The sequence below is a fragment of the Bradyrhizobium hipponense genome (assembly GCF_008123965.1).
Classification (GTDB): Bacteria; Pseudomonadota; Alphaproteobacteria; order Rhizobiales; family Xanthobacteraceae; genus Bradyrhizobium; species Bradyrhizobium hipponense.
In genome coordinates this window covers 1-25947 of record NZ_VSTH01000030.1, presented here as the reverse complement: position 1 = coordinate 25947, position 25947 = coordinate 1, and the positions used below count along the sequence as shown (strand labels likewise).

The window sequence follows — 25947 nt, the reverse complement described above, 5'->3', positions numbered from 1 at the left end:
AGAGAGTGGCTTATCCGCTTGATTTACATCAGCTTTGTCGCAATTCTGGCATCTTGAGCCGGATCGCCCCAAATGCAAAAGGCTGGGGGCAAGAGGTTGTTTCGGGATGACAAAACGCTATTGTCGCGCCCCGGTCGGGGCGCAGCGTGGCGCTTCGCCGATCGCCATATCCATGGCGAATCCATTTCGCGGTCCCGCTAGTTGACGACCGCACCAGACCAGGTTTCCAGGACTTTTATGCCAAGTAAGGTTCGCATCGCGCTTGACGCCATGGGGGGCGATGTCGGCGCCGCCGTGGTCATTCCAGGCGCCGCCATCTCGCTCGGCAGGCACCGCGAGACCGAATTCGTGCTGGTCGGCGACCGCGCCAAGATCGAGCCCGAGCTCGAGAAGCACCCCGCGCTCAAGGCCGCCTCCAGGATCGTCCATACCGACGTTGCCGTCAGCATGGAGGACAAGCCGAGCCAGGCGCTGCGGCGCGGCCGCAAGACCTCCTCGATGTGGCTCGCGATCGACGCGGTGAAGAAGGGCGAGGCGGATGTCGCAATCTCGGCCGGCAATACCGGCGCGCTGATGGCGATGGCACGCTTTCACCTGCGCACGCTGCCGGGCGTCGACCGCCCGGCGATCACCGCGGTGTGGCCAACCATGCGCGGTGATACCGTCGTGCTCGACCTAGGCGCCACCATCGGCGGCGATGCGCACCATCTGGTGTCGCTGGCCGTGATGGGCGCGGCGATGGCGAGCGTGTTGTTCAACAAGCCGCGTCCTACGGTCGGACTCCTCAATATCGGCGTCGAGGAGATCAAGGGTCACGAGGAGATTCGTGAGGCCGCGGAAATCCTGCGCGCGATGAACCTGCCACAACTCGACTACATCGGCTTCGTCGAGGGCGACGGCATCAGCAAGGGGCTGGCCGACGTTATCGTGACCGAGGGCTTCAACGGCAACATCGCGCTCAAGGCCGCCGAGGGAACCGCGCGGCAGATCGCGGCATTGCTCCGTGACGAGATGCGGCGGAGCTGGATGTCGAGGATCGGCTATCTCTTTGCACGCCGCGCCTTCCAGACCCTGCGTGAGAGAATGGACCCCAACAAGTCGAATGGCGGTGTGTTCCTGGGATTGAACGGAGTGGTGGTCAAGAGCCACGGCGGAACCAACGCCGAAGGCTTTGCCTATGCAATCGATGTTGGCTATGAAATGGTCAAATTCGATCTCCTGAACAAGATCAATCAGATGCTCAACCGCGACGGAGGTGCGCTTAGTTCCGCGCCAACCGCGCAGGAGGCTGTTTCGTGACCAAAATTCGTTCGGTCGTGCTGGGCTGCGGCGCCTATCTGCCGGAGCAGGTGGTGACCAATGCCCAATTGGCGGCGCGCATCGATACGTCCGACGAGTGGATCGTGCAGCGCACCGGCATTCGCGAGCGGCACATCGCGGCCGACGGCGAGTTCACCTCGCATCTGGCTATCAAGGCGGCGCAGGCCGCGCTCACAGATGCCGGCGTGGACGCGCAGTCTATCGAGCTGATCTTGCTCGCGACCTCGACGCCGGACAACACGTTCCCGGCAACCGCCGTTGCCGTGCAGCATGCGCTCGGCATCAATCATGGCGCGGCGTTTGATCTCCAGGCGGTGTGCTCGGGCTTCGTGTTTGCGCTCGCCACCGCCGACAATTTTCTGCGTAGCGGCACCTACAAGCGTGCACTGGTAATCGGCGCCGAGACTTTCTCGCGCATCCTCGACTGGAACGATCGCGGCACCTGCGTGCTGTTCGGCGACGGTGCCGGCGCGGTCGTGCTGGAAGCGCAGGAACAGCCGGGCAAGGCTGCGACCGATCGCGGCGTGGTGACCACGCATCTGCGCTCGGACGGCCGGCACAAGGCAAAGTTGTTCGTCGACGGCGGGCCGTCCTCGACCCAGACTGTCGGTCATCTGCGCATGGAGGGCCGCGAGGTCTTCAAGCACGCGGTTGGCATGATCACCGACGTGATCGTCGACGCCTTCGAGGCGACCGGGCTCAATGCCGAAAGCATCGACTGGTTCGTGCCGCACCAGGCCAACAAGCGAATTATCGACGCCTCTGCGCACAAGCTGCATATTGCGCCGCAGAAGGTGGTGCTGACGGTCGACCGTCACGGCAACACCTCGGCGGCCTCGATCCCGTTGGCGCTGTCGGTGGCGCGCAAGGACGGCCGCATCAAGCGCGGCGACCTGGTTCTGCTGGAAGCGATGGGCGGCGGCTTTACCTGGGGCTCGGCGCTGGTGCGCTGGTAAGCCACAGTCGATAAAATTTTGCCCGAATCAGCGACGATTATCTATGCGTCTGCATTGATGAGCGGTGTTGACCGCAGTATCGTAACCTCATAATTTCAGACAACAATTGTTCGCCGTGATGTGGGGCAGGGCGATGACCGATACCAGCAAAACCGTAACGCGTGTTGATCTGTGCGAAGCCGTCTACCAGAAGGTGGGTTTGTCGCGCACGGAATCGTCCGCGTTCGTGGAACTCGTGTTGAAGGAGATCACCGACTGCCTTGAGAAGGGCGAGACGGTGAAATTGTCCTCGTTCGGCTCCTTCATGGTGCGAAAGAAGGGTCAGCGCATCGGCCGCAACCCGAAGACCGGCACCGAGGTGCCGATCTCGCCGCGCCGGGTGATGGTGTTCAAGCCCTCCGCGATCCTGAAGCAGCGCATCAACGCCCAGCACCGCACCAACGGCGACGGCAGCAAGGTACAACCGGAGGCGTAACCGCCCTCGCAAAGGATTTTGCATTTGGACAAGGCGCCGGATGCGTTCCGCACCATCAGCGAAGTAGCGCAGGAACTCGACATTCCGCAGCACGTGCTGCGGTTCTGGGAGACTCGATTCGCCCAGATCAAGCCGATGAAGCGCAGCGGCGGCCGCCGCTACTATCGCCCCGACGACGTCGACCTGCTCAAGGGCATCCGCCGTCTCCTGTACGGGGAGGGCTACACCATCCGCGGGGTGCAGCGGATCCTCAAAGAGCACGGCATCAAGTCGGTGCAAGGCCTGGCTGACAGCTCGGCCGCCGTCTCGTTCGGCGCGATCGAGGACGCCATCGGCCACAGCCTGATGGAGCCCGAGGAAGAGACGGGCGCCCGCGGCACCCTCGACACCGACGATGACGATTACCAGGGCGAGGAAGCGGAAGGCATCGACTTCCGCTTTTCGGAGACCGACGACGAGGAGATCCTCACCACCTTCCGCAAGGGCGGCACCGCACCGCCGGCCGGCCCCAGCGCCCTCGACCGGGAACGGCTGGGACGGGTGCTCGGCGACCTCGTTGCCTGCCGGGAGATGCTGGACCTGGCGCTGAAGGACGGCTGACGCCGCATTCCATCGTCTTCACGGTGAGTTCCGGGGATTTGAGCCGACACCAATTTGGTATCGCTCCTTGCGCAAAGCGGCGATCCTAGCTAAGGGAACGGCATTCGGAGCGTGGCGCAGCCCGGTTAGCGCACTAGTCTGGGAGACTAGGGGTCGGAGGTTCAAATCCTCTCGCTCCGACCAAATTTTCTTCCGCAATGGACCAAACGCTTGCGCGATCGCGGATCGGCAAGCGAGCTCCTGTTTCGGAACGAGCCGATGCCAGCGGCGGGCAGTTAGCAGGAGTTGCATGGACACTGCTGCTCGGGAAGAGCTTTGCCGCGGGCCCACGTCCGAACGGCGACGATCCTTTGATGCTGCCTATCACTTCCACGACGGAAGCCTGCGCGCCCTCGAGGCGTTTGGTGAACCCGCTGACGTTCAGGTCCAGGACCGCGTCGGCCGCCAAAACGGATACTGAGATGAGCGCAACAGCCGCGGCAACGGTCATTCCCTTCCATTCTGATGACTGCATTAGTTAACTTTCTCAGGGATTCTCCCACTTGCACGGATAGATGGGGCTTTTGCGTGTGGTTCAACCCCCGAACGGGCTCACGCACGTTATCTTGATGTGCAAATCCGTAACTCGGCGGCGCGCCGTCCTTGCGGTTGCAGTCTGACCGCGGCTAGGCAGCCCGTCGTAAGAATCCCACCACCATCCGCGTCGTCTCGTCCACCAGCGTCCTCACCATCTTCTCCGACAGCATCTCGGCCTGGTTCAGCACCGTATTGTGCGCCACTGCCTCGATCGCGCTGACGCAGATGAAGGTGGCGAGCCCGGGGTCGATCTTGCGCATCTCTTTGCGCCGGCTCTCGAGATAGGCGCGGACGAGGGTGTGGACTTCGCGGTTGAAGGCTTCGACGTCTTTGAGCTGTCCGGTGCGCGGGATCTGCTCGGCGAGCACGCGGTGCAGTTTCGGGTCGATGCGATGGGCTTCGATCGCGACCGTAACGAGCTTGCGCACGGCCGTCTCGACCGGCATGTCCGCGACTTCGTTGAGCGCGGCGCGGACGAGCCCCATGATCTCCTGGTTGTGGCGCTCGATCACGGCGGCGACGAGCGCCTCTTTGCCGGGGAAATACTGGTACAGCGAGCCGACACTGACGCCGGCGACCTCGGCGATCCGGTTGGTGCTGGCCTTCTCGAAACCTTCCCGGACCAGAATGCGAGCGGTTGCCTCGACCAGCGCGTCGACTGTCGCGCGCGACCTCTCCTGAGAGGCATTTTTCCGGGGCTTTGTCGGCGGCTTGCGGGCCATGCGGTGGCGCTTTCGAATGCGAGTAGAAAAAGCGAGCGATAGCTCGCATTATAGCTGCAGGAGGCGGCGGACGTGCAAGTGTCCTGTCGCCGCGCCTTCGTAGCCAGTCGGGGATGTGACCATGAGCGTCGCAAAGATCGTGTCGGCCTTGCAGGTTTGCCCGGGCGGCAGGACGCTGGATGCGTTGCCGACCGACGATCCAGGGCCCAGCTTGCGGAGCCGTTGCTTCAACGTGCTGCTGGGCCTGCTTCCGTTCAAGAAACAGCTGGCGTCGGCCGAGGCCGTGCAGGCACATGTGCGCAAGCTGGCATTGCAGCCGGCCTCGCATGAGCCGACCGGTTTGGGCCGCGGCATCGAAGTGATTCTGACCAAGATGGGCGGATGGCCAGTCTACTACACGGCGCCGTCCTCCGGCCACGAAGGGCGCAACTACGTCATGTTCCTGCATGGCGGCGGTTACATCAACGAGATCGTACCGGCGCATTGGCGCTTCATTGGCCGGATGACGCGCGAGGCGCGCGTCGTTTGCGTCGTGCCGATTTATCCGCTTGCGCCGCGCGCCACGGCCAAGGAGGTCGTACCGGCGACAGCCGAATTGCTACGGATGCTGCTGGAGGATGCCGGGTCCGCGAAGGTCACCGTGGTCGGCAATTCGGCCGGCGCTGGCCTCGCGCTCGCAGCATGTCAGTGGCTGCGCGATCGCGGGCAACGGCAGCCGAATCGGCTGGTGCTGATCTCGCCCGCGGCCGATGCGTCGGTCAGCCGCCCGGAACAGGTGACGATCGCGGCCCGCGATCCCATCCAGGACATTCCGGGTATCCTCGCGGCGGGGCGGCTCTATGCCGGCGAGCTCGATGTCGGCCATCCTTTCGTCAGCCCGCTAAACGGCGCCTTCCGCTCGCTCGCGCCGATGCTGATCTTCTCCGGGACGCGCGATCTGCTCTATCCCGACAGCGTCGATCTCGCCGCGAGGGCGAGGGCGGCGGGCGTGCCGGTCGAACTGCATCTCCTGCGCGACCAGCCGCACAATTACGCGTTGATGCCGACGCCGGAAGGGCGGAAGGCACGGGCGATGATTCTCGGTGCTGTGGCTTGAGGGGCGGTGTGATCGTTGTCACACGGCGCGCCGCCGCAATGGGTCCGGCGCTGTGCAGCCCGCGCGGAGGGAATAGGCAGCCCCCGGGGCGTTTCCTCGATAACGTAGTTTTGCGGGGCCTTAGGCGTGGCCCTTGATCTCGTAGTGACCCGGCACGCATTTGTAGCGCTCGAGGCGCCAGTTGGCGTGATAAATCGGATGCTCGCCCATCCATTTCGCAAGGGGGGCCTGTGCGCCGACCGCGCACTGCATCATCGACATCTCGGGCGTCATGTTGCTGTCGGTCACGATTTCCTCGACGCAACTGCCTGAGCTGGCTGCGCTAAGCCGGCAGAGCACGGCAACGACGGTCACGAACATTCCTGTCACCTCATCGGTAGTTTCTGACCACGAAGAGGATGCAAGCGGAGTGCCAGAGCCTGTGACGCAAACAACACGCTGGCCTGGCCGACTCGACCCAGCGCCCAGATTCCATTTGACGATTCGGATTGTAAAAAAATTACCCTTAACCCGAAGCCGGACAAATACGGGGAACCGGCAGGGATGAGCGCAGGGATGTTTGATCGTGAGGGCAGCGCCGCGCCGACAGTCCTTCACAACCCCCTCATAGCCGATAGGCTTGCAGACCGTGGACACCCGCCAAAAGAGCGGAGCCGCTACAATGTGTATGGAAACGCGAGGGCAGAATATGAAAGTACGACCGACCGGCGTGATCCCGCCGATGACGACGCCGTTCCGGAAAGACGGCGAGATCGACTTCAAGCTCGTGGCGCCCCAGGTCGACTGGATGATCGGTGCCGGCGCTCACGGCGTAGCAGCCGGCGGCTCGACCGGCGAGGGGCATACGCTCGACCACGAGGAATATCGCGACCTGATCGCGGCGACCGTGGACGCCGTGAACGGACGCATCCCCGTGATCGCCGGCATCATCGTCGACTCCACCCGCGATGCGATCCGCCGCGGCCGGCTGGTGCGCGATATGAATGTCGCAGCTCTCCAGGTCACGCCGGTGCATTATCTGTTCAGGCCGGACGACGAGGCGATGGTGGCGCACTTCCGCGCCATGGCCGACGAGACCGGCATGCCCATCATCATCTACAACGTCGTGCCGTGGTCCTATCTGTCGCCGACGCTGCTGACGCGGATCATGACCGAGGTGCCGCTGGTCGTCGGCGTCAAGCAGAGCGCGGGCGATCTCAAGCTGTTCGCGGACCTCATGATGATGGCGCCGGACAAGCTGATCTACAGCGCGGTCGATGCCCTGATGTATCCGTCCTACACGCTCGGTGCCCATGGTTCGATCGCCGCGATCCTGACCGCCGCACCGCATGCCTCCGTCGCGCTGTGGGACGCGGTGAAGGCGGGCGACCACCCGCGCGCACTCGATCTGCACAAGAAGCTGCTGACGCTGTGGAACGCGATCATCGCCGACAATCTGCCGGCCTGCACGCGCTACGCGCAGACCCTCCAGGGTCTGCCCAAGACATATCCGCGCGCGCCGATGCCGGAGGCCTCGCCCGCCCAGCAGGTCGCCACCCGCAAGGCGCTGGAGGCCCTCGGCGCATTGAGCGGACAGCGCGTCGAGGCAGCGGAATAGCCCGTCACCCGAAATAACTGACGCGAGTGTGGAGGCGCCGATCCGCTTTTACCTGCGGATGCGGCGCTGCTACATTTTGCGCGCGACCGGCACGCTGGCGCACCGACGAAGAAACATACCGGCAAGGGGAGGGGCTGAAGTCCCATGAAGGATTTTGCAGGAAAGATCGCCGTCATCACCGGCGGCGGCACGGGGATGGGGCGCGAGCTCGCGCGGCAGCTGGTTGCGGAGGGCTGCAATGTGGCAATGTGCGACGTCTCGGGAGCCGCGATGGCAGAGACCAAGCGGCTGTGCGAAGCCGAGAAGCTGCCGCAGGGCCTGCGCGTCACCACCCATGTCGCGGACGTCTCGATCGAAGATCACCTCAAGCGCTTCCGCGACGAGCTCGCCGAGCAGCAGAAGACGGACAAGATCCATCTTCTGTTCAACAATGCCGGCATCGGCGGCGGCGGCAGCCTGTTTAGCAACACCCGCGAGCAGTGGGAGCGCACCTTCAACATCTGCTGGGGCGGCGTCTATCTCGGCGTGCGCACCTTCCTGCCGATGCTGGTCGCGGCGGACGAGGCCCACATCGTCAACACCGCCAGCGTCAACGGCTTCTGGGCCTCTATCGGCATGAACCAGGCCCACACCGCCTACAGCTCCGCCAAGTTCGCCGTGAAGGGATTTACCGAAGCGCTGATCAACGATCTCCGCCTGCACGCCCCGCACGTCAAGTGCTCGGTGGTGATGCCCGGTCACATCGGCACCTCGATCGTCTCCAATTCGCGCAAGGTGCAGAGCAGTGACGGGTCGGACCGCCTCAATGCCGACGAGGTTGCGCTGACCCGCAAACGCATGGTCGCGGCCGGCGTGCCAGATGCTGACAAAATGTCGGACGATGACATCCAGGCGGTCTTCTCCGAGCGCGCCCGCAGCTTTCTCGAGGATGCGCCGACTTCGGCTGCGCAGGCCGCGAAGATCATTCTCGACGGCGTGAAAGCCGAGCGATGGCGCATCCTGGTCGGCGAGGACGCGGTGCGACTCGACGAGCGCGTCCGCGCTACGCCCGAACAGGCCTATGACCGCGCCTTCTACGAAAGTTTTACCCAGGAGGTCGGCTGGCGGCTTGGCTGAGACTGCCAGCGAAACGCGCGCCGAGATAGGTATGACGTCCATCATGGCAAGAGGCGCGCTGGAAAATTTTTGCGTGCCTCCCTCGAAATCGAATGTCACTCATGCGACATGATGGGTGAGTTCAAGCGATGGTGATCTCGAGCGGGTCTCATTCGGCGCACGCCAGCTTGGTTGGCGAACCAAAATAGTTTAATCAATCAGAGGTAATGCCAGCGATGAAGCGTAGCTCCGATGATACCCGCATGCCTCTCCGACGACTGGATCCTCTGCCCGGAGAGAGAGGATATCTCCGCTGAGTTCACGCGGCTGCTGACGGCGGCCCAGGATGGCGGCGCCACTATCGCCGAATGCCTGATGATCGCACGGCAACTGAAGCGTGGCGACGAGCTGTCCTGGCATCGCGAGTGGAAGAAGCTTGCACAGGCCAGCCGCGAGCGGGCCGAGGCTGCGTTTGCGGAGGGCCACAAGGCGACCGCGCAGCGCAACTGGCTGCGCGCGATGAACTACTACGGCGCGGCCGCAATGCCGCTCGATCAGGCCGACGAGCGCCGCTGGGTCGCGGTGCTCGCGATGCAGGATTGCGCCCGGCGCTTCCTCGCCGCCCGCGGTCCAGCCGGCGAAGTCGTGACGGTGCCGTGGATCGACGACCATTCCTTGCAGGGCTATTTCCTGCCTGCGCCGTCGGCGAACGGGCGGGCGCCCACCGTGATCTGCATCGGTGAGCCCGGGCACCGCAAAGAGGAATTCCTGTTCAAGCTCGCGCCGCATGCGCGCGAGCGCGGATTCTCGATGTTGGCGCTGGACCTGTTCGGCGACCAGCGCGACGATTATCTCGACGTACTGCTTCAGCGCCGCGATCTCGAGAGCTCGATCGCCAGCGTCATGGATTATCTGGAAACGCGCGGCGACGTCGATTTCGAGCGCGTCGGGGTCCTCGCCGATGGCTGGGGCTCCTCGTTCGTCGCGCGTGCGGTGTTGCAGGAGCCGCGGCTCGCCGCGGCCGTCTGCGACGGCGGCCTGTGGGACCTGCACGAGCGCGCCTTCTTCGCCAGCCGTTTTGCGATGAGCGACGTCAGCATCGTTCCGGTGCCGCATTCGCCGCTGATGGCAAGCAGCATCGACTGTCCGGTGCTTATTACGCTGGGTGAGGACGGCTGGCTCAAGGCCGATCGCGCCCGTGAGATCGTGCAGAACTCCCGGTTCGGCAGCTCCGAGATCATGCTGAAGGTGTTCACCGCGGCGGAAACCGGCGCGGCGCAGTCCCACGCGGACAATCCGAGCCTTGCCAACGAATACATCTTCGACTGGCTCGAATCGCGGCTCGGCGCTGGCGGGCGGGCCTAGAGGGGCCGGATCAGAAGTCGAGGGTCAGGCGGACGCAGGCCTTTTCGAGACGGGTTTTCAACGTCGCGAGTTTGGTGGTGAACTCGGTCAGTTCGTGCTCGTCGAACTCCTGGAAGACGAATTCCTTGATCGTCTTGTACTGTTCGTTGAGACTTGCCAGGTGCTTTTGCGTCTTGTCGGTCAGGGACAGCCGGACCACCCTGGCGTCGGTCGGCGAGGGCCGCCGGCGCAACAGGCCCTTCTTCTCCAGCAGCTTCGACTGGGTTGTGACGAACGAGGGATCGACGTGGAGCAGCTTGGAGACGACGTTGACCGGGATGCCGTCGTCCTTGTCGAGGTCGGAGATTGCCATCAAGATCAGCCATTGCGGGCCGCTGATGCCGAGCGTCCTGGCCCAGAACTGGCGCAGCTCCTCGAGATACATGTTGATTGACGATATCTCCCAGGTGAAGCGCTTGATGATGTCCAGATTGCCGATGGAGCGCATGCGCGCTCCCTCTTTCCTCGTCGCGGACACAGCGTCACTCCCGTGAACAGATTCTTCAGGCAGGCGTTCTGGCAGCTGATAGTCCACGCAAGCCTGCCTTGACGCAAGTGCCGAGCAGGGTAATTTTGTCAGTAATATTACAAAGATGATGGCGTCAGCATATTGGGCCGGCCCCGGGTGTTGCGCACAAGGCACAGGTTTAGTGAAACCACAAGGCTTATCCAATAAACTATTTTGATTAACAGAACGACGCAGGCATATTGATCCGTGACGGTGGGGGGTTCTCGTCGTCCCGTTGCAGGTGGTTCGCTCACGTTCCTCGCGTTCAAGCAGGTGCGTCCGAAAGCGCGAAGCGGCCGAGCGGATTGAAGAGACGGGGATCTGGGGGGCCTTACGGTCCGGTCTCCGCAAAATGAGCAACTTGGAGATTTTAAATGAAAATGGTGAAGAGCCTATTGCTCGGCACTGCGGCGGGTCTGATCGCCGTGAGTGGAGCCCAGGCGGCCGATCTTCCGGTCAAGGCCAAGGCGGTCGAGTACGTCAAGATCTGCTCGCTGTATGGTGCCGGATTCTACTATATGCCGGGCACCGACACCTGCATCAAGCTGGGCGGTTATCTGCGCGCTGACGCCATCCTTGGCGGCGCAGGCGACTACAACTTCCAGCAAGGCGCGAACGCGGGATCGAACAACCGTCTGACCAACTACTATACCGGCCGCGCTCGTTTCGACTTCAACGTCGACACGCGTACGGCGACCGAGTACGGCGTGGTGCGAACCTACGCCGATTTGATCTTCAGCTGGGATTCTCAGACGGTCACCGGCAGCAATCCCTCGGCGTTCTCGACCGGTTCCGCCTCGCTCGGCCTCTACCATGCGTTCATCCAGTTCGCTGGCTTCACCTTCGGCCGCACGGTCTCGATCTTCGACGCCCCGTGGCAGAGCTATCCGGCTGGCGGTCCCGACACCATTCCGGGCGGCAGCAATCATGTCAACGGCGTGAACCAGGTTGCCTACACGGCTGACTTTGGCCAGGGCATCACCGGTTCGCTCGCGTTGCAGGACGAGACGACGGCGAACAACGGCCAGTCGAACCTCTGGAACGTGTCGTCGGGTACGGCCGCTCAGTTCGTGACGGGCGTCTACGGTGCCAACGATTGGGGCGGCACGCGTACCCCCGACATCATCGGTCAGGTCCGCGTCGACCAGGCCTGGGGTCTGGCCCAGATCTCGGTTGCCGCGCATGAGCTGCATACCGCCTACTACGGTGCGACCGAACCCACAGGCCATCCTAGCGACAAATGGGGCTGGGCGGTTCAGGGTGCGTTGTCCATCAAGAATATCCCGACCGGTGCGGGCGACAGCATCAACCTGCAGGCCGTCTACACGGATGGCGCGACTCGCTACAACTTCCAGAGCCTGTTCCCGCAGAGCTTCTTCATGTTCAGCGGTAGCGGCGCCGGCGCGTATCAGAGCACCGGTTTCGCCGGTCTTTCTGACGGCGTCTTCGGTGTCGGTACCGGCATCGATACCGTCAAGACCTGGGGCCTCCGTGGTGGCTATACCCACAACTGGAGCCCGAACTGGGCGAGCGCCATCTACGGTGGCTATGCCCAGCTGAAGTACGGCACTGCCGGCAAGGCGCTGATCTGCGGCAACTTCGCTGCTATCGCGCTCGCGGGTGCTACTTGTAATCCGGACTTCAACTTCGCGGTCATCGGTGTCAACACGGCGTGGACTCCGGTCAAGGGCCTGACCTTCACAGCTGACGTGAGCTATTCGCATCTGGACCAGAAGTACTCTGGCACCATCGCGAGCCCGGGCATTGCCACCGCTGCGAAGCCGGCGGCCGTGTACGAGCTGAAGGACCAGAACTCGGTCAGCATGCTCCTCCGCGCTCAGCGCAACTTCTAAGATCGATCTCGCAGATCGATCAGAGAACCCCGGCGGGACACCGCCGGGGTATCTTGCGAGATGGGCTTTCGGAAAATCGGGGCAGCCCGTGCAGCCGACGAAGACGAGCCATGCGGTTCGATCGGCCTCAATCTTATTTACTTACCTGAGCTACTAAGCTATATAGTTGCCAGCCGATTTCGAAAGTTACGGCTCTTAGTTTGATGCTAAGCCTCCAGAAACCTCCGGCAATGCCCTGCCGGAGGTTTTTCAATTTTGGAAAAGCCGAAGCGGCCTCAGCCGCGCATGATTCGCGCGCGGGAATTCGGCCGGTAGGCGAGGCGGCTGTGGCCGGCGCAATAGGACTGGCCGTCGGGCGCGGTGTTGCCGCAAAAGCAGAAATCCTCCGCACCGGGTGTCGAGATCGGCCAGCGACAGCGGTTCTCGGCGAGCTCAAGCAGCGAGCAGCGATTAGCGTCATCGATCGGCCCCGTGACCGCAGGGGCGCCGGTCTCGCCATAGAGCGTCGCAAGCATTTCATATTGCAGCCGCGGCACCGCCTTGGGCGCGCGGGCAGAGCTTCTGTCGAGCTTGCGCTCGTCGGTCGACCTGCCGCGCGTCAGATTGAGCCGGGACAGCTTGCCGATCACGGCGTTGCGGCTGACGCCAATGTCGGCGGCGATCTCGCGGCAGGACAGGCCGGCCTCGAAGTGCTGCTTCAGAAGTTCGATTCGCTCGTCGGTCCAGGTTGGTGAGAGAACAGGCATTTGTAACGGTCCCAGGTTGCAGATGTCGGCCATCCTCCTTTCGAGATCCGTCCGCCTCACGTTGGCGCGCGTTCACGTCCTGCCATTGTCGCGAATCGACAGAAGCCCATCCTTGATGGCGAGACGGATGCCTTCCTCGATCAATGTCCGCGCAACGCCGGGAACGCTGGTGCCGTGGGTGCCCTGTCTCACCAGCTTTTCGAGATAGGTGATGGTCGAGAGCGCCAAGGTTACGGGAATGCGGTCAGTCTCGGCTTTTTCGGTGGCCATGGCCCGAACGCTAGCCTCTTACTCATGTACATAAAAGTAACGATTAAGACTCTATTTAGGTTCGGTGACGGAAGTCAAATCCAGATTGCGACTGTTCTTGAGGTTGTTGGAATCGCTAGAGAAAATATCCACCACGGCGTGCGCCGCGCCGGTATCCCGTGCGGCGGCGGAGCTGGACCGGAGAATGGCGGTGGAGCTGGACCGGAGAAGGGAGACAGGCCGATCTAGCCGTGCACGATCGCCTTTTCGATCATGCAATGAATGCCCTTGGAGCCGTTGACGGTCTGCGTCACCCGCAGATCGGCGGCCAGGCTGCACAGCGTGTAGGCGTCCTCGCGCGACAGGTTTCGCTTTTCGCCCAGCAGCACGATCATGTCGCGCAACGCCCGCACCACGCACTGGTCGAGGTCGGGGTCCATCGCCATCGTCATGTAATGCGACGGCGTCTCGGCGCGGGGGTAATCGAGCCGCAGGTCCTTGCGCAGCGTCAGGCGGAAGCGGCCCTGCAGCGCGGTCTCGATCGCGGTGACGCAGACCTCGCCGTCGCCCTGCACGCCATGGCCGTCGCCGCAGGAGAACAGTGCGCCCGGGACGAACACCGGCAGATAGAGCGTCGCGCCTGTACCCAGCTCCTTGTTGTCGAGATTGCCGCCCATTGCGCGCGGAATCAGCGAGGAGATGCGGCCCCAGGCCGGCGGCGGCGAAACGCCCATCACGCCGAAGAACGGTTTGAGGGGGAGGTCGAGGCCCCACGGCATGTGGCCGGCCCTTCGCGCCCGATCCAAGGGGATGTTGAGGATACGCGTCTCGTGGAAATCGTCGGGCAGGGTGCCGGACAGCGGCTTGATGAGATTCCAGCCCCAATCCTGCCGAAGCTGGACGTCGAGGATTGCGACCTCCAGCACGTCGCCAGGCTCGGCGCCGTTAACGGCGATCGGACCGGTGAGGATATGGCCGGGCAGCATCCGCTCGGATTTCGCATGCACCTCGAACAGCTCGGGCGGAACGTGAAACTGGTTGCGGTCGGGCACCACGTCCGGCCCGCCGCTGATGGTGTCGATCGTGACCTCGTCGCCGCTGTCGATCGTCAGCACCGGCTTGAGCCTCGCTTCGAAGAAGCCCCAGTGGCAGGTTTCCGGGCTTGAATGCAGGTGATGATGGGTCATCGGCCACGTCCAGTTGATTTCATCTGAATTCGCCATGAGAACCTGCAAAGGCCGGACTTGACCAGGCAATCGATCCTCTTCCAAGAAGACTTCCGAAGATGGACCGGCGGGTCAAGCCCACGCGCAACAAGCACGATCATTCCAGCGAGGCTCCCCTGCTTTTTGTCCTCTCCAAGACTTTTGGCGCCGCGTTGCTGCCGATCAATCTCCTGGTCGAGCTCGGGATCCTGTCGCTCGTGCTGATGGCGACGCGCTTTGCCGCGGTCGGCCGCAAGCTTGCAGCGGCCACGCTGATCCTGCTGGCATTGGCGGCGTTTTCTCCGCTCGGCAATCTCTTGCTCTATCCGCTTGAGTCGCGTTTTCCGCCATGGGATCCGTCGCACGGTGCGCCGGACGGCATTATCGTGCTCGGCGGCTCCGTCGACACCGACCTGTCGGCGGCGCACCACACGCCCGTCGTTTCGCATGCGGCGGATCGTTTGTTTGCGCCGGCCGAGCTCGCGCGCCGTTATCCCAATGCGCGCATCATCTTCACCGGAGGAACCGCGAACCTGGTCTCGACCGATGCCAGGGAAGCCGACTACTCTGCGCCGATCCTGGAAAATCTGGGGGTACCGAAGGAGCGCCTGATCCAGGAGCGGAATTCGCGCAACACCTACGAGAATGCAATCTTCACGAAACAGCTGGTGACACCGAGGCCGGGGGAGCGCTGGATTCTGGTCACGTCAGCCTTTCACATGCCGCGCTCGATGGGGATTTTTCGCAAGGCCGGATTCAATGTCGAAGCCTATCCCGTCGACTGGCGGATGGGCGGGCGTGACGACCTTTTCTCCTTCACCAACATCGGTGCCGATGGGCTCGGCAGAACCGACGTGGCCGTGCGCGAATGGATCGGTCTTCTGGCCTACCGCCTCATGGGCAGGACCGACGAGTTGCTTCCGGCACCTGCCAAGGACTAGAACGAGGCTAAGAAACAACAACGCCCGCGCGTGATCGCGGGCCGGGAGAACGCCATGCCGCAGCAGAGTGCAGACACGATCGATCTTGCCGGCCTCGCCGCCGATCTCAACAGCCTGTTGCGGCTGAAGACGACGGTGATCGGCATGAAGCTGTTCGCGCACATCGCGGAGATGGAGGCGATCCCGAAGATCAGGCGGCCGAACGCGATCCATACCACGGACCAGATCGTCAGCATGGCTGCGCGTTTGGGCTGGACCGTCGGCATCACCGCCGATGATCTCGTCGGCGCGCAGTGCCGCGCAGTGATTGGCCTTGCCCCGCAGGACGACAAATGGCTCGCCGGCGAAAACTATGTCGGTGTCTGGCACGGCACGGCCGAGGATGCGCGCAAGCGCCAGGAGGCGCTGGATGTGGTTCCGTTCGGCCAGTACCACGCGCTCGCGGTGAGTCCGCTTGCGAGCGGCCGGCTCGATCCGCCGGACATCTGCCTCGTTTATGCAACGCCGGGGCAGATGATCATCCTCATCAACGGGCTGCAATATACCGGCTACAGGAAATTCGAATGGGGCGTGGTCGGCGAGACGGCTTGCGCGGATTCCTGGGGGCGGGCGCTCAAGACCGGCGAGCCCAGCCTGTCCTTGCCATGCTATGCCGAACGGCGCTATGGCGGCGTGCCGGACGAGGAGATGCTGATGGCGTTGAAGCCTCAGCACCTCGCCAAGGCGATTCTGGGCATGAAGGCGCTGGCGAAAAACGGCCTGCGTTATCCGATCCCGCCCTATGGAATTCAAAGCGACGTCCGTGCCGGCATGGGCGTGAGCTACGCGAAGAGGTAAAGGTCGACCATGAGCTCAACGAAATTCGATATCGTCGTCTATGGCGCGACCGGCTTCACCGGCCAGCTCGTCGCCGAATACCTGACGACGCATTACAAGGACGACAACGCGCTCAAATGGGCGATGGCCGGCCGTAGCCTCGGCAAGCTCAAATCGGTCCGCGATGCGATCGGTGCGCCCGGGAACACGCCGCTGCTCGTGGCGGATGCGTCTGATGCGGCCTCGCTGAAGGCGATGGCGGAGCAGACGATGTCGGTGATCAGCACCGTTGGGCCGTATCTGCTCTACGGCAATGAGCTTATTGCGGCGTGTGCTGCTACGGGTACCGATTATTTCGATCTGTGTGGCGAGGTGCCGTGGATGCGTCGCATGATCGATGCCCATCTTGGAACTGCGCAAGAGTCGGGCGCGCGGATCATGTTCTCCTGCGGCTATGACTCGATCCCGTTCGAACTTGGGACTTTCTTTGTTCAGGAAGAGGCGAGGCGCGTGCTCGGTACGCCTGCACCGCGCGTCAAGGGTCGGGTGCGCGAAATGCGCGGCACCTTCTCCGGCGGAACCGCCGCAAGCGGCCGGGCGATCTTCGAGGCCGCATCAAAGGATCCGAGCCTGTTGGCGCTGGTGCGCGACCCCTTCGCGCTCACGCCGGACTTCCAAGGGCCAAAGCAGCCCCCAGGCAACAAACCGATCTTCGACGAGGATCTGCAGACCTGGTTGACGCCGTTCTTCATGGCCAACATCAACACGCGCAATGTGCATCGCTCCAACATGTTAATGGGTTTTCCTTACGGGCGTGAGTTCGTGTACGACGAGATGCAGATCGCTGGGCCCGGCGACGAGGGCGAGGCCGAGGCGAAGCGCATCGTGGCTGCCAATAACCGCATGGCTACGCAGGCCGGTCCCAAGCCGGGAGAGGGGCCTTCGAAAGAGGAACGCGAGAGCGGACTCTACGATTTGCTTTTTGTCGCGATCGGTTCCGACGGCCGCCAAGTCCGTGCGTCGGTGAAAGGAGACCGCGATCCCGGCTATGGTTCGACCTCGAAGATGATTGCCGAAAGCGCGCTCTGCCTGTTGCGCGATGCGACCGACGTGCCTGGAGGGATCTGGACCCCAGGCGCGGCGATGCAGCACAAGCTCATCAAGCGGCTGCAGGAGCATGCGGGACTGACGTTTGAGGTGGAAGCCCAGGCGTAGCTTCCGTAGGGTGGGCAAAGCGAAGCGTGCCCACCGCTTCTATCGCGATCGCGGAGAGATGGTGGGCACGGCGCTTTGCGCCTTTGCCCACCCTACGGTACCGTGCCATTACACCGCCCGCGCATCATACGCGTACATGAAGTCCATCCCCCTGGCGCCGAGCGGCAACAGCCATTTCATCATCTGATTCCTGACCCAGGCGCCGGTGGCGCTGAATTCGCGCTTGCTGTTGCCGTTGCGGCGCGCCATTGCCACGATCCTCTCGGCGCGCGGGCGCCGCTCGGCCTCGAATACCTGGAAAGTGGCGCCGAGCTCCTGGCCATCCTGCATCAGCCGGGCGAGCCGCATCGCATCCTCCAGCGCCAGCGAGGCGCCTTGGCCGGCATGGGGGCTCGTGGCATGCGCCGCGTCGCCGATGAGCAGCGAGCGCTTGCGCGACCAGGTGGGCAATGTCGCCACATCGAGCGTGTCGGTCACGACGATGTTCTCGGCGGCCTCGATGATATCAGGGATCGGATCGTGCCAGCCGCGATGGAAGCCGCGCAGATGCTGCTTCAGCGTCCTCTCATCGAGCGCGCGGAACGTCGCGGCATCCATGCCGTGCGCCGGCTGCGTGCTCCACCACATCACGCCCTCGTTCGGATCCGGGCTGCAATAGCCGTAGCCGAAGAAGCCACTCTGGCCGAAGGTAGTCTCGACGTGCCTGCCGATTGGTCTGCCGTCGAGGACTGCGTGCGGCACGAACCCGCCAAAGCCGATCAGCCCGGTGTTGAACGGCACGGGCCCATCCGGGATCACCTGGCGTCGGACCACCGAATGCACCCCGTCCGCGCCGATCAGGAAGTCGCCCTCGGCGGTGGTGCCGTCGGCGAAATAGGCGATGATCGGCTGGTCGCCGCGGTCCTCGATCTTGATCAGGCGCTTGTCGAAATAAAGTGAGACGCAGGCGCACCAGGCCTTGTCGATCAGGATCTCGTTCAGCGTCGCACGGCAGACGTTGACCGCGGGCTGCCCGAAGCGCCGCTCAAGGTCGCGATTGATCGAGCCGAGCCTCTCGCCGCCTTGCGAAAAGAAGTCGAAGGATTCCGCGATCGAGCCGTGGCTGATCAACTCGCCGGCAAGCCCGATCTCATCCATGACATGCATGCCGTTGGGCGCGATCTGGAGACCGCCGCCGATGCCCTTGGAATAGGGCCAGGCTTCGTAGATCGCGGACTCGATGCCGGCCCGGCGCAGCAGGATCGCGGCGACGGGCCCGGCGATGCCTGCACCGATGATCAGCGCCTTGCGTGGACGGTAAGACATGGCTTGCTCCCGACGTTTCCATGGTGCTAGGAGAAATTAAGGTCGCTAATTCTCTTAGTGACTAAGATATATATTCGCTAAGATATGGGGTCGACCTTGTCAAGGGCAAAGGCGCGCACGGCGTTGTTGCAGCAGCTCGAGGAAGCGATGCGGCGGTCCTCCGCGCAGGGCGTGCTCTATGGGCAAACCGTTGCGAACGTGGCGGGAATTGCCAACTCCGACCTCGAATGCATGGACATCCTCTATCTCGAAGGGCGCGTCACAGCAGGCCGGCTCGCCGAGGTGACAGGCCTCACGACGGGCGCCATCACGGGCGTGGTCGACCGGCTCGAGAAGGCAGGGCTGGTGCGCCGCGAGCGGGATGAGAACGACCGGCGCAAAGTCTTCATTGCTGTCGTGCCGGAGGCAGCCATGAAGATCGGCCAGTTCTACGTGCCAATGCAGCAGGCGATGGAGAAGGTCTTCAATACCTATTCCGACGAGGAACTGCGGCTGCTGCTGCGTTTCGCGACGGAGGGTTACAAGGGCGTGCTCGCGGCGACCGAGGCGCTGAAGGGACTGCTCGACACGCCGCCGGAGAAGCGTCCAGATCTCAAGCTGAAGAAGCTTCGTCAGCCTTGAGCTTGTGGACTTGCGCGGCCGCGATCATGCCCCACATCGCGCCCAGCATCATCCAGAAGTGGCGCCAGTGATCGGTGTCGATCACAAAGCTCTCGCCGACGGTGCCGATGAAGGCAGAGAAGACGGCGAGATAGGCGCGTTGCCATGGCACGCGCACGAAGATGTGCCGAAAACCCATGATCACGGTGGTGAAGACCAGCGCGGGATAGCAGACGCCGGAGAGCCAGCCGCCGGACATGAAGGCGTTGAGATAGGAATTGTGGGTGTCCTCGGGAAAGAACCGGTGGAATTGCAGCGGCCCAATGCCGAACGGCAGGTCGAGCGCCATCTCTGCGCCGAGGATGTGCCGGCCGAACCGGCCGAAGCGGCCTTCGTCATAGCTCTGATCGAAGCTCGCGCGCTGCTTGAACATCTCCGCGATGGGATCGAATGACAGCAGCACCGCGATCAGCGCCAGCCCCAGCACCGCGGCGACGATCGTCATGATGATGATGCGTGAGCGCTGCGCGTTGGTTCGGCTGGTCAGGACCATCAGCGCCAGCATGAAAGCGGAGGTCAGGACCAGGCCGCCCCAGGCCGCGCGGGAGAACGCGAGCAGGATCGCCAGCGCCATGATGCCGAAGGCAATGACGTTGCGAAACGCCTTGCCCAGCCGGTCGGAGACCGCGCTCTGCAGGCAAAACAGCGCCGGCAGGATCAGGAAGGCGCCGAGCACGTTGGGATCCTTGAAGGTGCCGCGCGCACGCTCGTACAGCGTCAGCAGGTCGCGTCCGCCGGGAACGAGGTTGAAATAGCCCGCGATCGCCGAGAGCGCAGCAATCATCGCGCCGACCACGAGGCCACGGCGCAACATGTCGAGCCGCGCCGTCGTGTCCTCGGAAATCACCATGGCGAAGAACACAACGGTTACTGCCATGTACCAGGAGGTTGCGATCCAGCTTGCGACCTCCGACTGCTCGAGCAGCGGAATCGCGGAAATGGTGTAGCCCACGTTGAGCAAGACCAGCAGGAGCAGCAGCGGTATCAGCACCAGCCTCAGACGCAGGCCGGTGGCGAAGAAGGTGACGGTGGCAAGCAGCGTCACGATCTCGTACGGGCTCGGCTCGATGAAGACGATCGCGCCGGCGGCGCCGACCAGCCACACCAGCGCACGCTGCAAGGCCAGCACGCCGGGTGCAGCGCGAGCCGCTGCACTTAAATCTCCAGCTGTTGCCGCATACGCCATCAAACGCTCACACGACTGCTCGACACAACACGGCTGTCATCGCCCGGCTTGACCGGGCGATCCAGTACGCCGGAGGTCCAAGCGAGAGGCCGCGGCGTCCTGGATGCCCCGCCCCGGTGCGCAAGTGCGCACAAGGCGGGGCATGATGACGGAATTCATCTCAATACGCGTTCTCGTTCTTGGTCAGCAGCGAGACCGGCGTCTTCAGGAGAATATAGAGGTCGAACAGCACGGACCAGTTCTCGATGTAGTAGAGATCGAACTCGACGCGCTTCTGGATCTTCTCTTCGTTGTCGATCTCTCCGCGCCAGCCGTTGACCTGGGCCCAGCCCGTGATGCCTGGCTTGACGCGGTGGCGGGCGAAATAGCCGTCGACGGCTTCGTCGAACAGGCGGCTTTGAAGCTTGCCCTGCACCGCATGCGGTCGCGGGCCGACCAGGGAGAGATTGCTGGAGAAGATCACGTTGAAGAGCTGCGGCAACTCGTCGAGGCTGGCCTTGCGGATGAAGCGGCCGACGCGGGTAACACGCGGATCGTTCTTGGTCACGACCTTTGAAGCCAGCGGGTCGGCCTGATCGTGATACATCGAGCGAAACTTGTAGACATCGATGCGCTCGTTGTTGAAGCCAAAACGCTTCTGGCGGAACAGCACCGGGCCGCGGCTGTCAAGCTTGATCGCGACCGCGACCAGTGCCATCACCGGAAGTGCGGCGATCAGGGCGAGACTGCCGACCACGCGGTCGAACAGCCATTTCATCACCAGGTCCCAGTCGGTGATCGGCGCCTCGAACATGTCGAGCGTCGGCACCTCGCCGAGATAGGAGTAGGAGCGGGGACGAAAGCGCAGCTTGTTGGTGTGAGCGGACAGGCGGATATCGACCGGCAGCACCCAGAGCTTCTTCAACATCTCCAGGATGCGCGTCTCGGCGGAGATCGGCAGCGCGAACAGCACGAGATCGACGCGGGTGCGGCGGGCGAACTCGACGATGTCGTCGACCTTGCCGAGCTTGCGCGCGCCGGCGCAGGTGTCGAGCGCGCGGCTGTCGTTGCGGTCGTCGAACACGCCGAGCACGTGGATGTCGGAATCCTCCTGCGCGTTGAGCGCCTCGACGAGTTGCTCGCCATTGCGGTCGGAGCCGACGATGATGGTGCGGCGGTCGAGCCGGCCCTGGCGGGCCCAGGCGCGCACCAGAGAACGCAGCACAAGACGCTCGGTAAGCAGTGCGGCGAGCCCGAGGAAGTAGAACGCGGCAAGCCACAGCCGCGACACCTCGCCCCCGAGCTTGGCGAAGAAAGACGCGCCGATGAACAGCAGGAAGACGAACGACCAGGACGAGATCATTCGCGTCATCTGCCGAAGCTGCCCGCGGAACAGCTGCACCTGATAAATGTCGGCGGCCTGGAAGCAAATCACGGCGGCAATGGCCACCGCGAAGATGGACGCGAGATAGTCCCAGCGAAAATCGGTGAGCGGCATGACATAGCCGACATAGATCGCGATGCCGACGAGGCTCAGTACGACGAAATCGATCGCACGCACGGCGCCGGCGATCACGATCGGCGAATAGGCGCGAGCGACCTTCTGGTTGACGACGTCGAGCGCGGCGGGCGTCAGGCGGCGACGGCGTTCGACAAAGGGCTGGTCGGCCGGCTTGGCCGCGGCGCTGGTCGCGGCATCGAGCATCGAGCGTGCGTTGAGCGGTTCCACCGGCGTCCCTGTCCATTCCAAGAACCGGCGGCGCAGCCTCTGCGCCCCGGGCGAGAATCCCCTGGCTCACCGGATAGCGGACAAATCGGAAGATTCTCTAAAGCGGTCTTAAGGATGGTTAATGATTGGCAAATGCGTCGCGGTAGCCCGCGAGCACGCCGTCAACCATCGCCTGCTGGGAGAAATGCGCCAAGATGCGCTGGCGCAGCGACGCCGCACGCTGGATGGTCGCCTGCGGGTTATCGAGCGCAGCCGCAATCGCCTCTGCCATGGCTTCCGCGTTGCTGGCTGCGAACAGGGCAGGGCTTTCGGCTCCGAAGATCTCGGGGATCCCGCCGACGTGGGCCGCAATCATGGGAATCCCGGCAGCTCCGGCTTCGATGACCACATAAGGCATGGAATCGCCGCGGGAGGGGACGACCAGAAGCCGTCCCTTGGAAAAGCCGTAGCGGGCCTTGACGTGGCCGATGAAGCGGATGGCGCCGCCGAGGCCGAGCCTCTCGACCTGCGCCTTCAACGACGCCGTCTCCTCGCCGTCGCCGCCAAGCGTCAGTGTGACCTTCCTGCCGTTCGCGTGCAGGCGCGCGACTGCATCGACCAGGAGGTCGGCGCCCTTGATGTGCCGGAACTCGCCGACATAGGCGAGGTCGGTGGCATCCTCGGTGGTGACGACCGGCTCGAATTCCTCGGGCGCGACGCCGTTGAAGACGCACTGCACCACGCCCTTCGGCGTGCCGACGATGCGCTGATAGGTGTCGCGGGCAAACGCGCTCTCGAACAGGAACAGGTCTGTCGAGCCCATCAGCGCCCGCTCGAGCCGCGCGTAAAACTCGCCCTTGATGGTGTTGAGGGGATAGTGCAGCGAGCCGCCATGCGGTGTGTAGATGCGGATGATGTCGTCGGAGCGCCGCCGCATGCGGACAAAGGCGCCGGCCTTGGCGCCGTGGCCATGCAGAACGTCGGGCTTGAGCTTGGCGATCAGCTGCCGCATCCGGAGCCACACCAGAAAATCTTCCGGCGACGGATCGCGGCGGATCGCCATCCTGTGCACGCCGAGCGCCAGCCGCGGCGCGAGCTCGGCCAGCGCCTTGTCCGCTCGCTCGCCGCCGGTGAGGCTGTCGGCGAGAATGCCGACATGATGGCCGCGGTCGACCTGTCCGTTGGCGACGTCGAGGATGTGCCGGAAAATGCCGCCCACGGGCGCGCGCACGGCGTGCAGGATGCGAAGCGGCTGGTCGGGAGAGGGGGGCATGATCAAAACCAGCGCTCGACGGCGAATGCCGAACAAAGTTCTCGAAATATTGAGACGGATTAAGGGGGCCTCGTGGTTAACAAACAGTGTGTCGGCGCTCGCGCGACACCCGACAGGGTGCGATTAACCCAGCAGCAACCTTAATGGAGTGTAATCGGGCCGGTCGAGGTAGAGTTGCGGCGTTGCCCTGCGGGAGTGTTCGATGCGTTTAGCGTTCTGGCGTGCCGGCAAGGACAAGGCGGTGATCGAGCGGGCTGTTTCCAAGCCTAAAGCCGAACCCAAGCCGACGGTCGAAGCAAAGCCCGCGCCCGTCGCGGCCAAGCCGGCGCCAGTCGAATCCGGCGATATCGATCTGCATGCGCTCGGGAGCGCGCTCGCCCGCAAGCGCAGCTGGGTCATCGTGCCGACGGTGCTGGCGCTCGTCGCCTCGGTCGCCGTCGTCAACCTGGTGACGCCGCGCTACAAATCCGAATCGCGGATTCTGATCGACGGCCGCGAGAACGTGTTCCTGCGGCCCAGCAGCGACCGCAGCATCGAGGAGCGCCGGGCGCTCGACCCCGAGGCCGTCACGAGCCAGGTGCAACTCGTGCTGTCGCGTGATCTTGCGCGCGACATCATCAAGAAGAACAAGCTTGCCGAGCGGCCCGAATTCGATCCGGTGCTGCAGGGAATTTCGCCGCTGAAGTCGCTTGCGGCGCTCGTCGGCATCGGCCGCGATCCGTTCTCGATGACGCCGGAAGAGCGCGTACTTGACGCCTATTACGACCGCCTCCAGGCCTACGCCGTCGACAAGTCGCGCGTGATCGTGGTCGAATTCCAGTCGGCCGATCCCGAGCTTGCCGTGCGCGTCGCCAATTCGATCGCCGACGGCTACCTCGTGCTCCAGCAGAATGCGCGCCAGGACCAGGCGCGCAATGCGAGCCAGTGGCTTGCGGGCGAGATCGAGAATCTGCGCAAGAAGGTTTCCGACGCCGAGACCAAGGCGGAGGATTTCCGCTCCAAGTCGAGCCTGTTCGTCGGCACCAACAACACCACGCTGTCGAACCAGCAGATGGGCGAGGTCAACACCCAGCTCAACAATGCCCGCGCGATGAAGGCGGACGCCGAATCCAAGGCGCGGCTGATCCGCGAGATGCTCCAGAGCGGCAAGCCGATCGAAGCGTCCGAGGTGGTGAACTCCGAATTGATGCGGCGGCTGTTGGAGCAGCGGGTAACGCTGCGTGCGCAGCTCGCCGAACAATCATCCACGCTGCTCGGTAATCACCCGCGGATCAAGGAGCTGAAGGCGCAGCTCGGCGATCTCGACAATCAGATTCGCGACGAAGCGGCCAAGATCTCGCGGTCGCTTGAAAACGACGCCCGCATCGCCAGTGGCCGGGTCGACGGCCTGACCGCGAGCCTCGAGCAACTCAAGAAGCAGGCGACTTCGACCAACGGCCAGGACGTCCAGCTCCGTGCGCTGGATCGCGAGGCCAAGGCGCAGCGCGACCTGCTCGAGACTTATCTCGCCAAGTATCGCGAGGCCAGCACCCGCGAGAGCATCGATACGGCGCCGGCGGAGGGCCGCATCATCTCGCGCGCTGCCGTCTCGAACACGCCGGCCTATCCGAAGAAGTTGCCGATCGTCCTGATCGCGACGCTGGCGACGCTGCTGCTCTCATCCGGTGTCGTCATCACCGGCGAGCTCCTGCGCCAGACCGCGCCGCGCGCCGTCGCCGCGATCATGCCGGCGCAGGCGCCGGTTCGCCGTGAGCCGGCCGTCAACGAGATGGTCATGGAAACCGCGCCAATCCAACCCGAGATGACGGCCGATGCCGACTTCGATGCTGGTGTCAGGGAATTCGCCGAGATCGGGCAACTGGCCGATAGCTTACGCGCCGCGGGTGCCGCGGCGAAGAAGGTCACGGTGCTTGGCACCGCGTCGGGCGACGCCATCACGCTGTCGACGCTGACGCTCGCCCGCCATTTGGCGCGCGACGCCCGTGTCGTCGTGGTCGATCTCGCCGCATCCTCGCCGACGATTGCCGCGGTGTCCGTGGATGCCTCGGCGCCTGGTCTTGCCGAGCTGATGCAGGGCGAGGCGTCGTTCGCGCAAGTCATCACAAGGGACAAGCTCTCGCGGCTGCATCTGGTCATGGCCGGCCGTCCCGGTTTCGATCGCAGCCTGCTTCAATCGCCGCGGGTGGCGCTCGCGATCGGTGCCCTGCTGCGCGCCTATGATCACGTGCTGATCGACGCCGGCAGCGCCTCGGACCTTCCGGCGGAGCTACTGACGGCGAATGCCCGCGCCGTCGTGGTGCCTGATGCGTCCATGACCGCCGAAGCGCGGGCGCTGACGTGCGAGCAGCTCAGGGCGGTCGGCTTCAGCGAAGTGACGATGCTGAGTAAGCCCGTGCAGCCGTCGGATCCGATGGAAGCGCCGCGCGTCGTGGCGGCGTAACTTTTCCCTCTCCCCTTGTGGG

Annotated in this window: 24 protein-coding genes and 1 tRNA gene; 15 read left to right on the top strand and 10 right to left on the bottom strand. The window is 63.7% G+C overall.

Features of this window, described 5'->3' with window-relative positions; genetic code table 11:
- Nucleotides 1-237: 237 nt before the first annotated feature.
- The 5 genes from plsX (at nt 238) to FXV83_RS10605 (ending at nt 3534) form a co-directional block, all read left to right on the top strand.
- Nucleotides 238-1299 carry a phosphate acyltransferase PlsX gene (gene plsX / locus FXV83_RS10625; protein WP_148739122.1) on the top strand — a complete coding sequence of 354 codons (1062 nt, stop codon included), beginning with the start codon at nt 238-240 and terminating at the stop codon, nt 1297-1299.
- Nucleotides 1296-2276, top strand: coding sequence for a beta-ketoacyl-ACP synthase III (locus FXV83_RS10620; protein WP_148739121.1), 981 nt, complete (start codon nt 1296-1298; stop codon nt 2274-2276). The genes plsX and FXV83_RS10620 overlap by 4 nt, the downstream gene beginning before the upstream one ends.
- A 133-nt stretch (nt 2277-2409) precedes the next feature.
- Complete coding sequence (locus FXV83_RS10615; protein ID WP_028171641.1) at nt 2410-2751, top strand: integration host factor subunit alpha; 342 nt, start codon at nt 2410-2412, stop codon at nt 2749-2751.
- 24 nt (nt 2752-2775) lie between these two features.
- Nucleotides 2776-3351 carry a MerR family transcriptional regulator gene (locus FXV83_RS10610; protein ID WP_148739120.1) on the top strand — a complete coding sequence of 192 codons (576 nt, stop codon included), beginning with the start codon at nt 2776-2778 and terminating at the stop codon, nt 3349-3351.
- Between the two features lie 105 nt (nt 3352-3456).
- Nucleotides 3457-3534 (top strand) — tRNA-Pro (locus tag FXV83_RS10605).
- A gap of 482 nt (nt 3535-4016) precedes the next feature.
- Here the strand turns inward: FXV83_RS10605 and FXV83_RS10600 are convergent.
- Complete coding sequence (locus FXV83_RS10600; RefSeq protein ID WP_148739119.1) at nt 4017-4649, bottom strand: TetR/AcrR family transcriptional regulator; 633 nt, start codon at nt 4647-4649, stop codon at nt 4017-4019.
- A gap of 121 nt (nt 4650-4770) precedes the next feature.
- On the opposite strand from FXV83_RS10600, the gene FXV83_RS10595 reads away from it, so the two are divergent.
- Nucleotides 4771-5745, top strand: coding sequence for an alpha/beta hydrolase fold domain-containing protein (locus tag FXV83_RS10595; RefSeq protein ID WP_148739118.1), 975 nt, complete (start codon nt 4771-4773; stop codon nt 5743-5745).
- A gap of 120 nt (nt 5746-5865) precedes the next feature.
- On the opposite strand, the gene FXV83_RS10590 is transcribed toward FXV83_RS10595, so the two are convergent.
- A complete protein-coding gene (locus FXV83_RS10590) occupies nt 5866-6105 on the bottom strand; it encodes a hypothetical protein (RefSeq protein WP_187435815.1) in 240 nt (79 codons plus the stop codon).
- A gap of 328 nt (nt 6106-6433) precedes the next feature.
- Between FXV83_RS10590 and FXV83_RS10585 the strand changes: the two genes are divergently transcribed.
- The 3 genes from FXV83_RS10585 (at nt 6434) to FXV83_RS10575 (ending at nt 9802) form a co-directional block, all read left to right on the top strand.
- Nucleotides 6434-7342 carry a dihydrodipicolinate synthase family protein gene (locus FXV83_RS10585; protein WP_148739117.1) on the top strand — a complete coding sequence of 303 codons (909 nt, stop codon included), beginning with the start codon at nt 6434-6436 and terminating at the stop codon, nt 7340-7342.
- Between the two features lie 144 nt (nt 7343-7486).
- A complete protein-coding gene (locus FXV83_RS10580; RefSeq protein WP_148739116.1) occupies nt 7487-8458 on the top strand; it encodes an SDR family NAD(P)-dependent oxidoreductase in 972 nt (323 codons plus the stop codon).
- Between the two features lie 231 nt (nt 8459-8689).
- Nucleotides 8690-9802, top strand: a complete 1113-nt coding sequence (locus tag FXV83_RS10575; protein WP_148739115.1) for an alpha/beta hydrolase family protein — start codon at nt 8690-8692, stop codon at nt 9800-9802.
- Between the two features lie 10 nt (nt 9803-9812).
- Here the strand turns inward: FXV83_RS10575 and FXV83_RS10570 are convergent, their stop codons facing one another.
- Nucleotides 9813-10319, bottom strand: a complete 507-nt coding sequence (locus FXV83_RS10570; protein ID WP_148739114.1) for a MarR family winged helix-turn-helix transcriptional regulator — start codon at nt 10317-10319, stop codon at nt 9813-9815.
- 404 nt (nt 10320-10723) lie between these two features.
- Between FXV83_RS10570 and FXV83_RS10565 the strand changes: the two genes are divergently transcribed.
- Complete coding sequence (locus tag FXV83_RS10565) at nt 10724-12202, top strand: porin (RefSeq protein WP_148739113.1); 1479 nt, start codon at nt 10724-10726, stop codon at nt 12200-12202.
- A 275-nt stretch (nt 12203-12477) separates the two neighbouring features.
- On the opposite strand, the gene FXV83_RS10560 is transcribed toward FXV83_RS10565, so the two are convergent.
- The 3 genes from FXV83_RS10560 to FXV83_RS10550 form a co-directional block, all read right to left on the bottom strand.
- Nucleotides 12478-12948 carry a GcrA family cell cycle regulator gene (locus tag FXV83_RS10560; protein ID WP_187435814.1) on the bottom strand — a complete coding sequence of 157 codons (471 nt, stop codon included), beginning with the start codon at nt 12946-12948 and terminating at the stop codon, nt 12478-12480.
- 72 nt (nt 12949-13020) lie between these two features.
- The gene (locus FXV83_RS10555; RefSeq protein ID WP_007603456.1) at nt 13021-13218 is read right to left on the bottom strand and encodes a hypothetical protein; all 198 of its coding nucleotides are present in this window, start codon (nt 13216-13218) and stop codon (nt 13021-13023) included.
- 224 nt (nt 13219-13442) lie between these two features.
- On the bottom strand, nt 13443-14384 hold the full coding sequence (locus FXV83_RS10550; protein WP_148739149.1) for an acetamidase/formamidase family protein: 942 nt from the start codon (nt 14382-14384) through the stop codon (nt 13443-13445).
- A gap of 191 nt (nt 14385-14575) precedes the next feature.
- On the opposite strand from FXV83_RS10550, the gene FXV83_RS10545 reads away from it, so the two are divergent.
- From FXV83_RS10545 to FXV83_RS10535, 3 genes are read left to right on the top strand one after another with little or no spacing between them, the layout of a single operon-like run.
- The gene (locus FXV83_RS10545) at nt 14576-15343 is read left to right on the top strand and encodes a YdcF family protein (protein ID WP_235939377.1); all 768 of its coding nucleotides are present in this window, start codon (nt 14576-14578) and stop codon (nt 15341-15343) included.
- A gap of 54 nt (nt 15344-15397) precedes the next feature.
- Nucleotides 15398-16180, top strand: a complete 783-nt coding sequence (locus FXV83_RS10540) for a DUF169 domain-containing protein (RefSeq protein WP_148739110.1) — start codon at nt 15398-15400, stop codon at nt 16178-16180.
- 9 nt (nt 16181-16189) lie between these two features.
- Complete coding sequence (locus FXV83_RS10535) at nt 16190-17374, top strand: saccharopine dehydrogenase family protein (RefSeq protein ID WP_148739109.1); 1185 nt, start codon at nt 16190-16192, stop codon at nt 17372-17374.
- 108 nt (nt 17375-17482) lie between these two features.
- Here the strand turns inward: FXV83_RS10535 and FXV83_RS10530 are convergent, their stop codons facing one another.
- Complete coding sequence (locus FXV83_RS10530; protein ID WP_148739108.1) at nt 17483-18679, bottom strand: FAD-dependent monooxygenase; 1197 nt, start codon at nt 18677-18679, stop codon at nt 17483-17485.
- Between the two features lie 147 nt (nt 18680-18826).
- Here FXV83_RS10530 and FXV83_RS10525 point away from each other — a divergent pair, with 147 nt between their 5' ends.
- On the top strand, nt 18827-19300 hold the full coding sequence (locus tag FXV83_RS10525) for a MarR family transcriptional regulator (RefSeq protein WP_187435819.1): 474 nt from the start codon (nt 18827-18829) through the stop codon (nt 19298-19300).
- Here the strand turns inward: FXV83_RS10525 and FXV83_RS10520 are convergent.
- The 3 genes from FXV83_RS10520 to FXV83_RS10510 form a co-directional block, all read right to left on the bottom strand.
- Nucleotides 19272-20525: an O-antigen ligase family protein gene (locus tag FXV83_RS10520; protein ID WP_187435813.1), complete on the bottom strand. Its 1254-nt coding sequence runs from the start codon at nt 20523-20525 to the stop codon at nt 19272-19274. The two genes, FXV83_RS10525 and FXV83_RS10520, sit on opposite strands and share 29 nt — an antisense overlap.
- A 160-nt stretch (nt 20526-20685) precedes the next feature.
- A complete protein-coding gene (locus FXV83_RS10515; RefSeq protein ID WP_148739105.1) occupies nt 20686-22233 on the bottom strand; it encodes an undecaprenyl-phosphate glucose phosphotransferase in 1548 nt (515 codons plus the stop codon).
- A gap of 118 nt (nt 22234-22351) precedes the next feature.
- Nucleotides 22352-23485: a glycosyltransferase family 4 protein gene (locus FXV83_RS10510; protein ID WP_148739104.1), complete on the bottom strand. Its 1134-nt coding sequence runs from the start codon at nt 23483-23485 to the stop codon at nt 22352-22354.
- A 202-nt stretch (nt 23486-23687) separates the two neighbouring features.
- On the opposite strand from FXV83_RS10510, the gene FXV83_RS10505 reads away from it, so the two are divergent.
- Nucleotides 23688-25925, top strand: coding sequence for a GumC family protein (locus FXV83_RS10505; RefSeq protein ID WP_148739103.1), 2238 nt, complete (start codon nt 23688-23690; stop codon nt 25923-25925).
- The last annotated feature ends 22 nt before the right edge of the window (nt 25926-25947 follow it).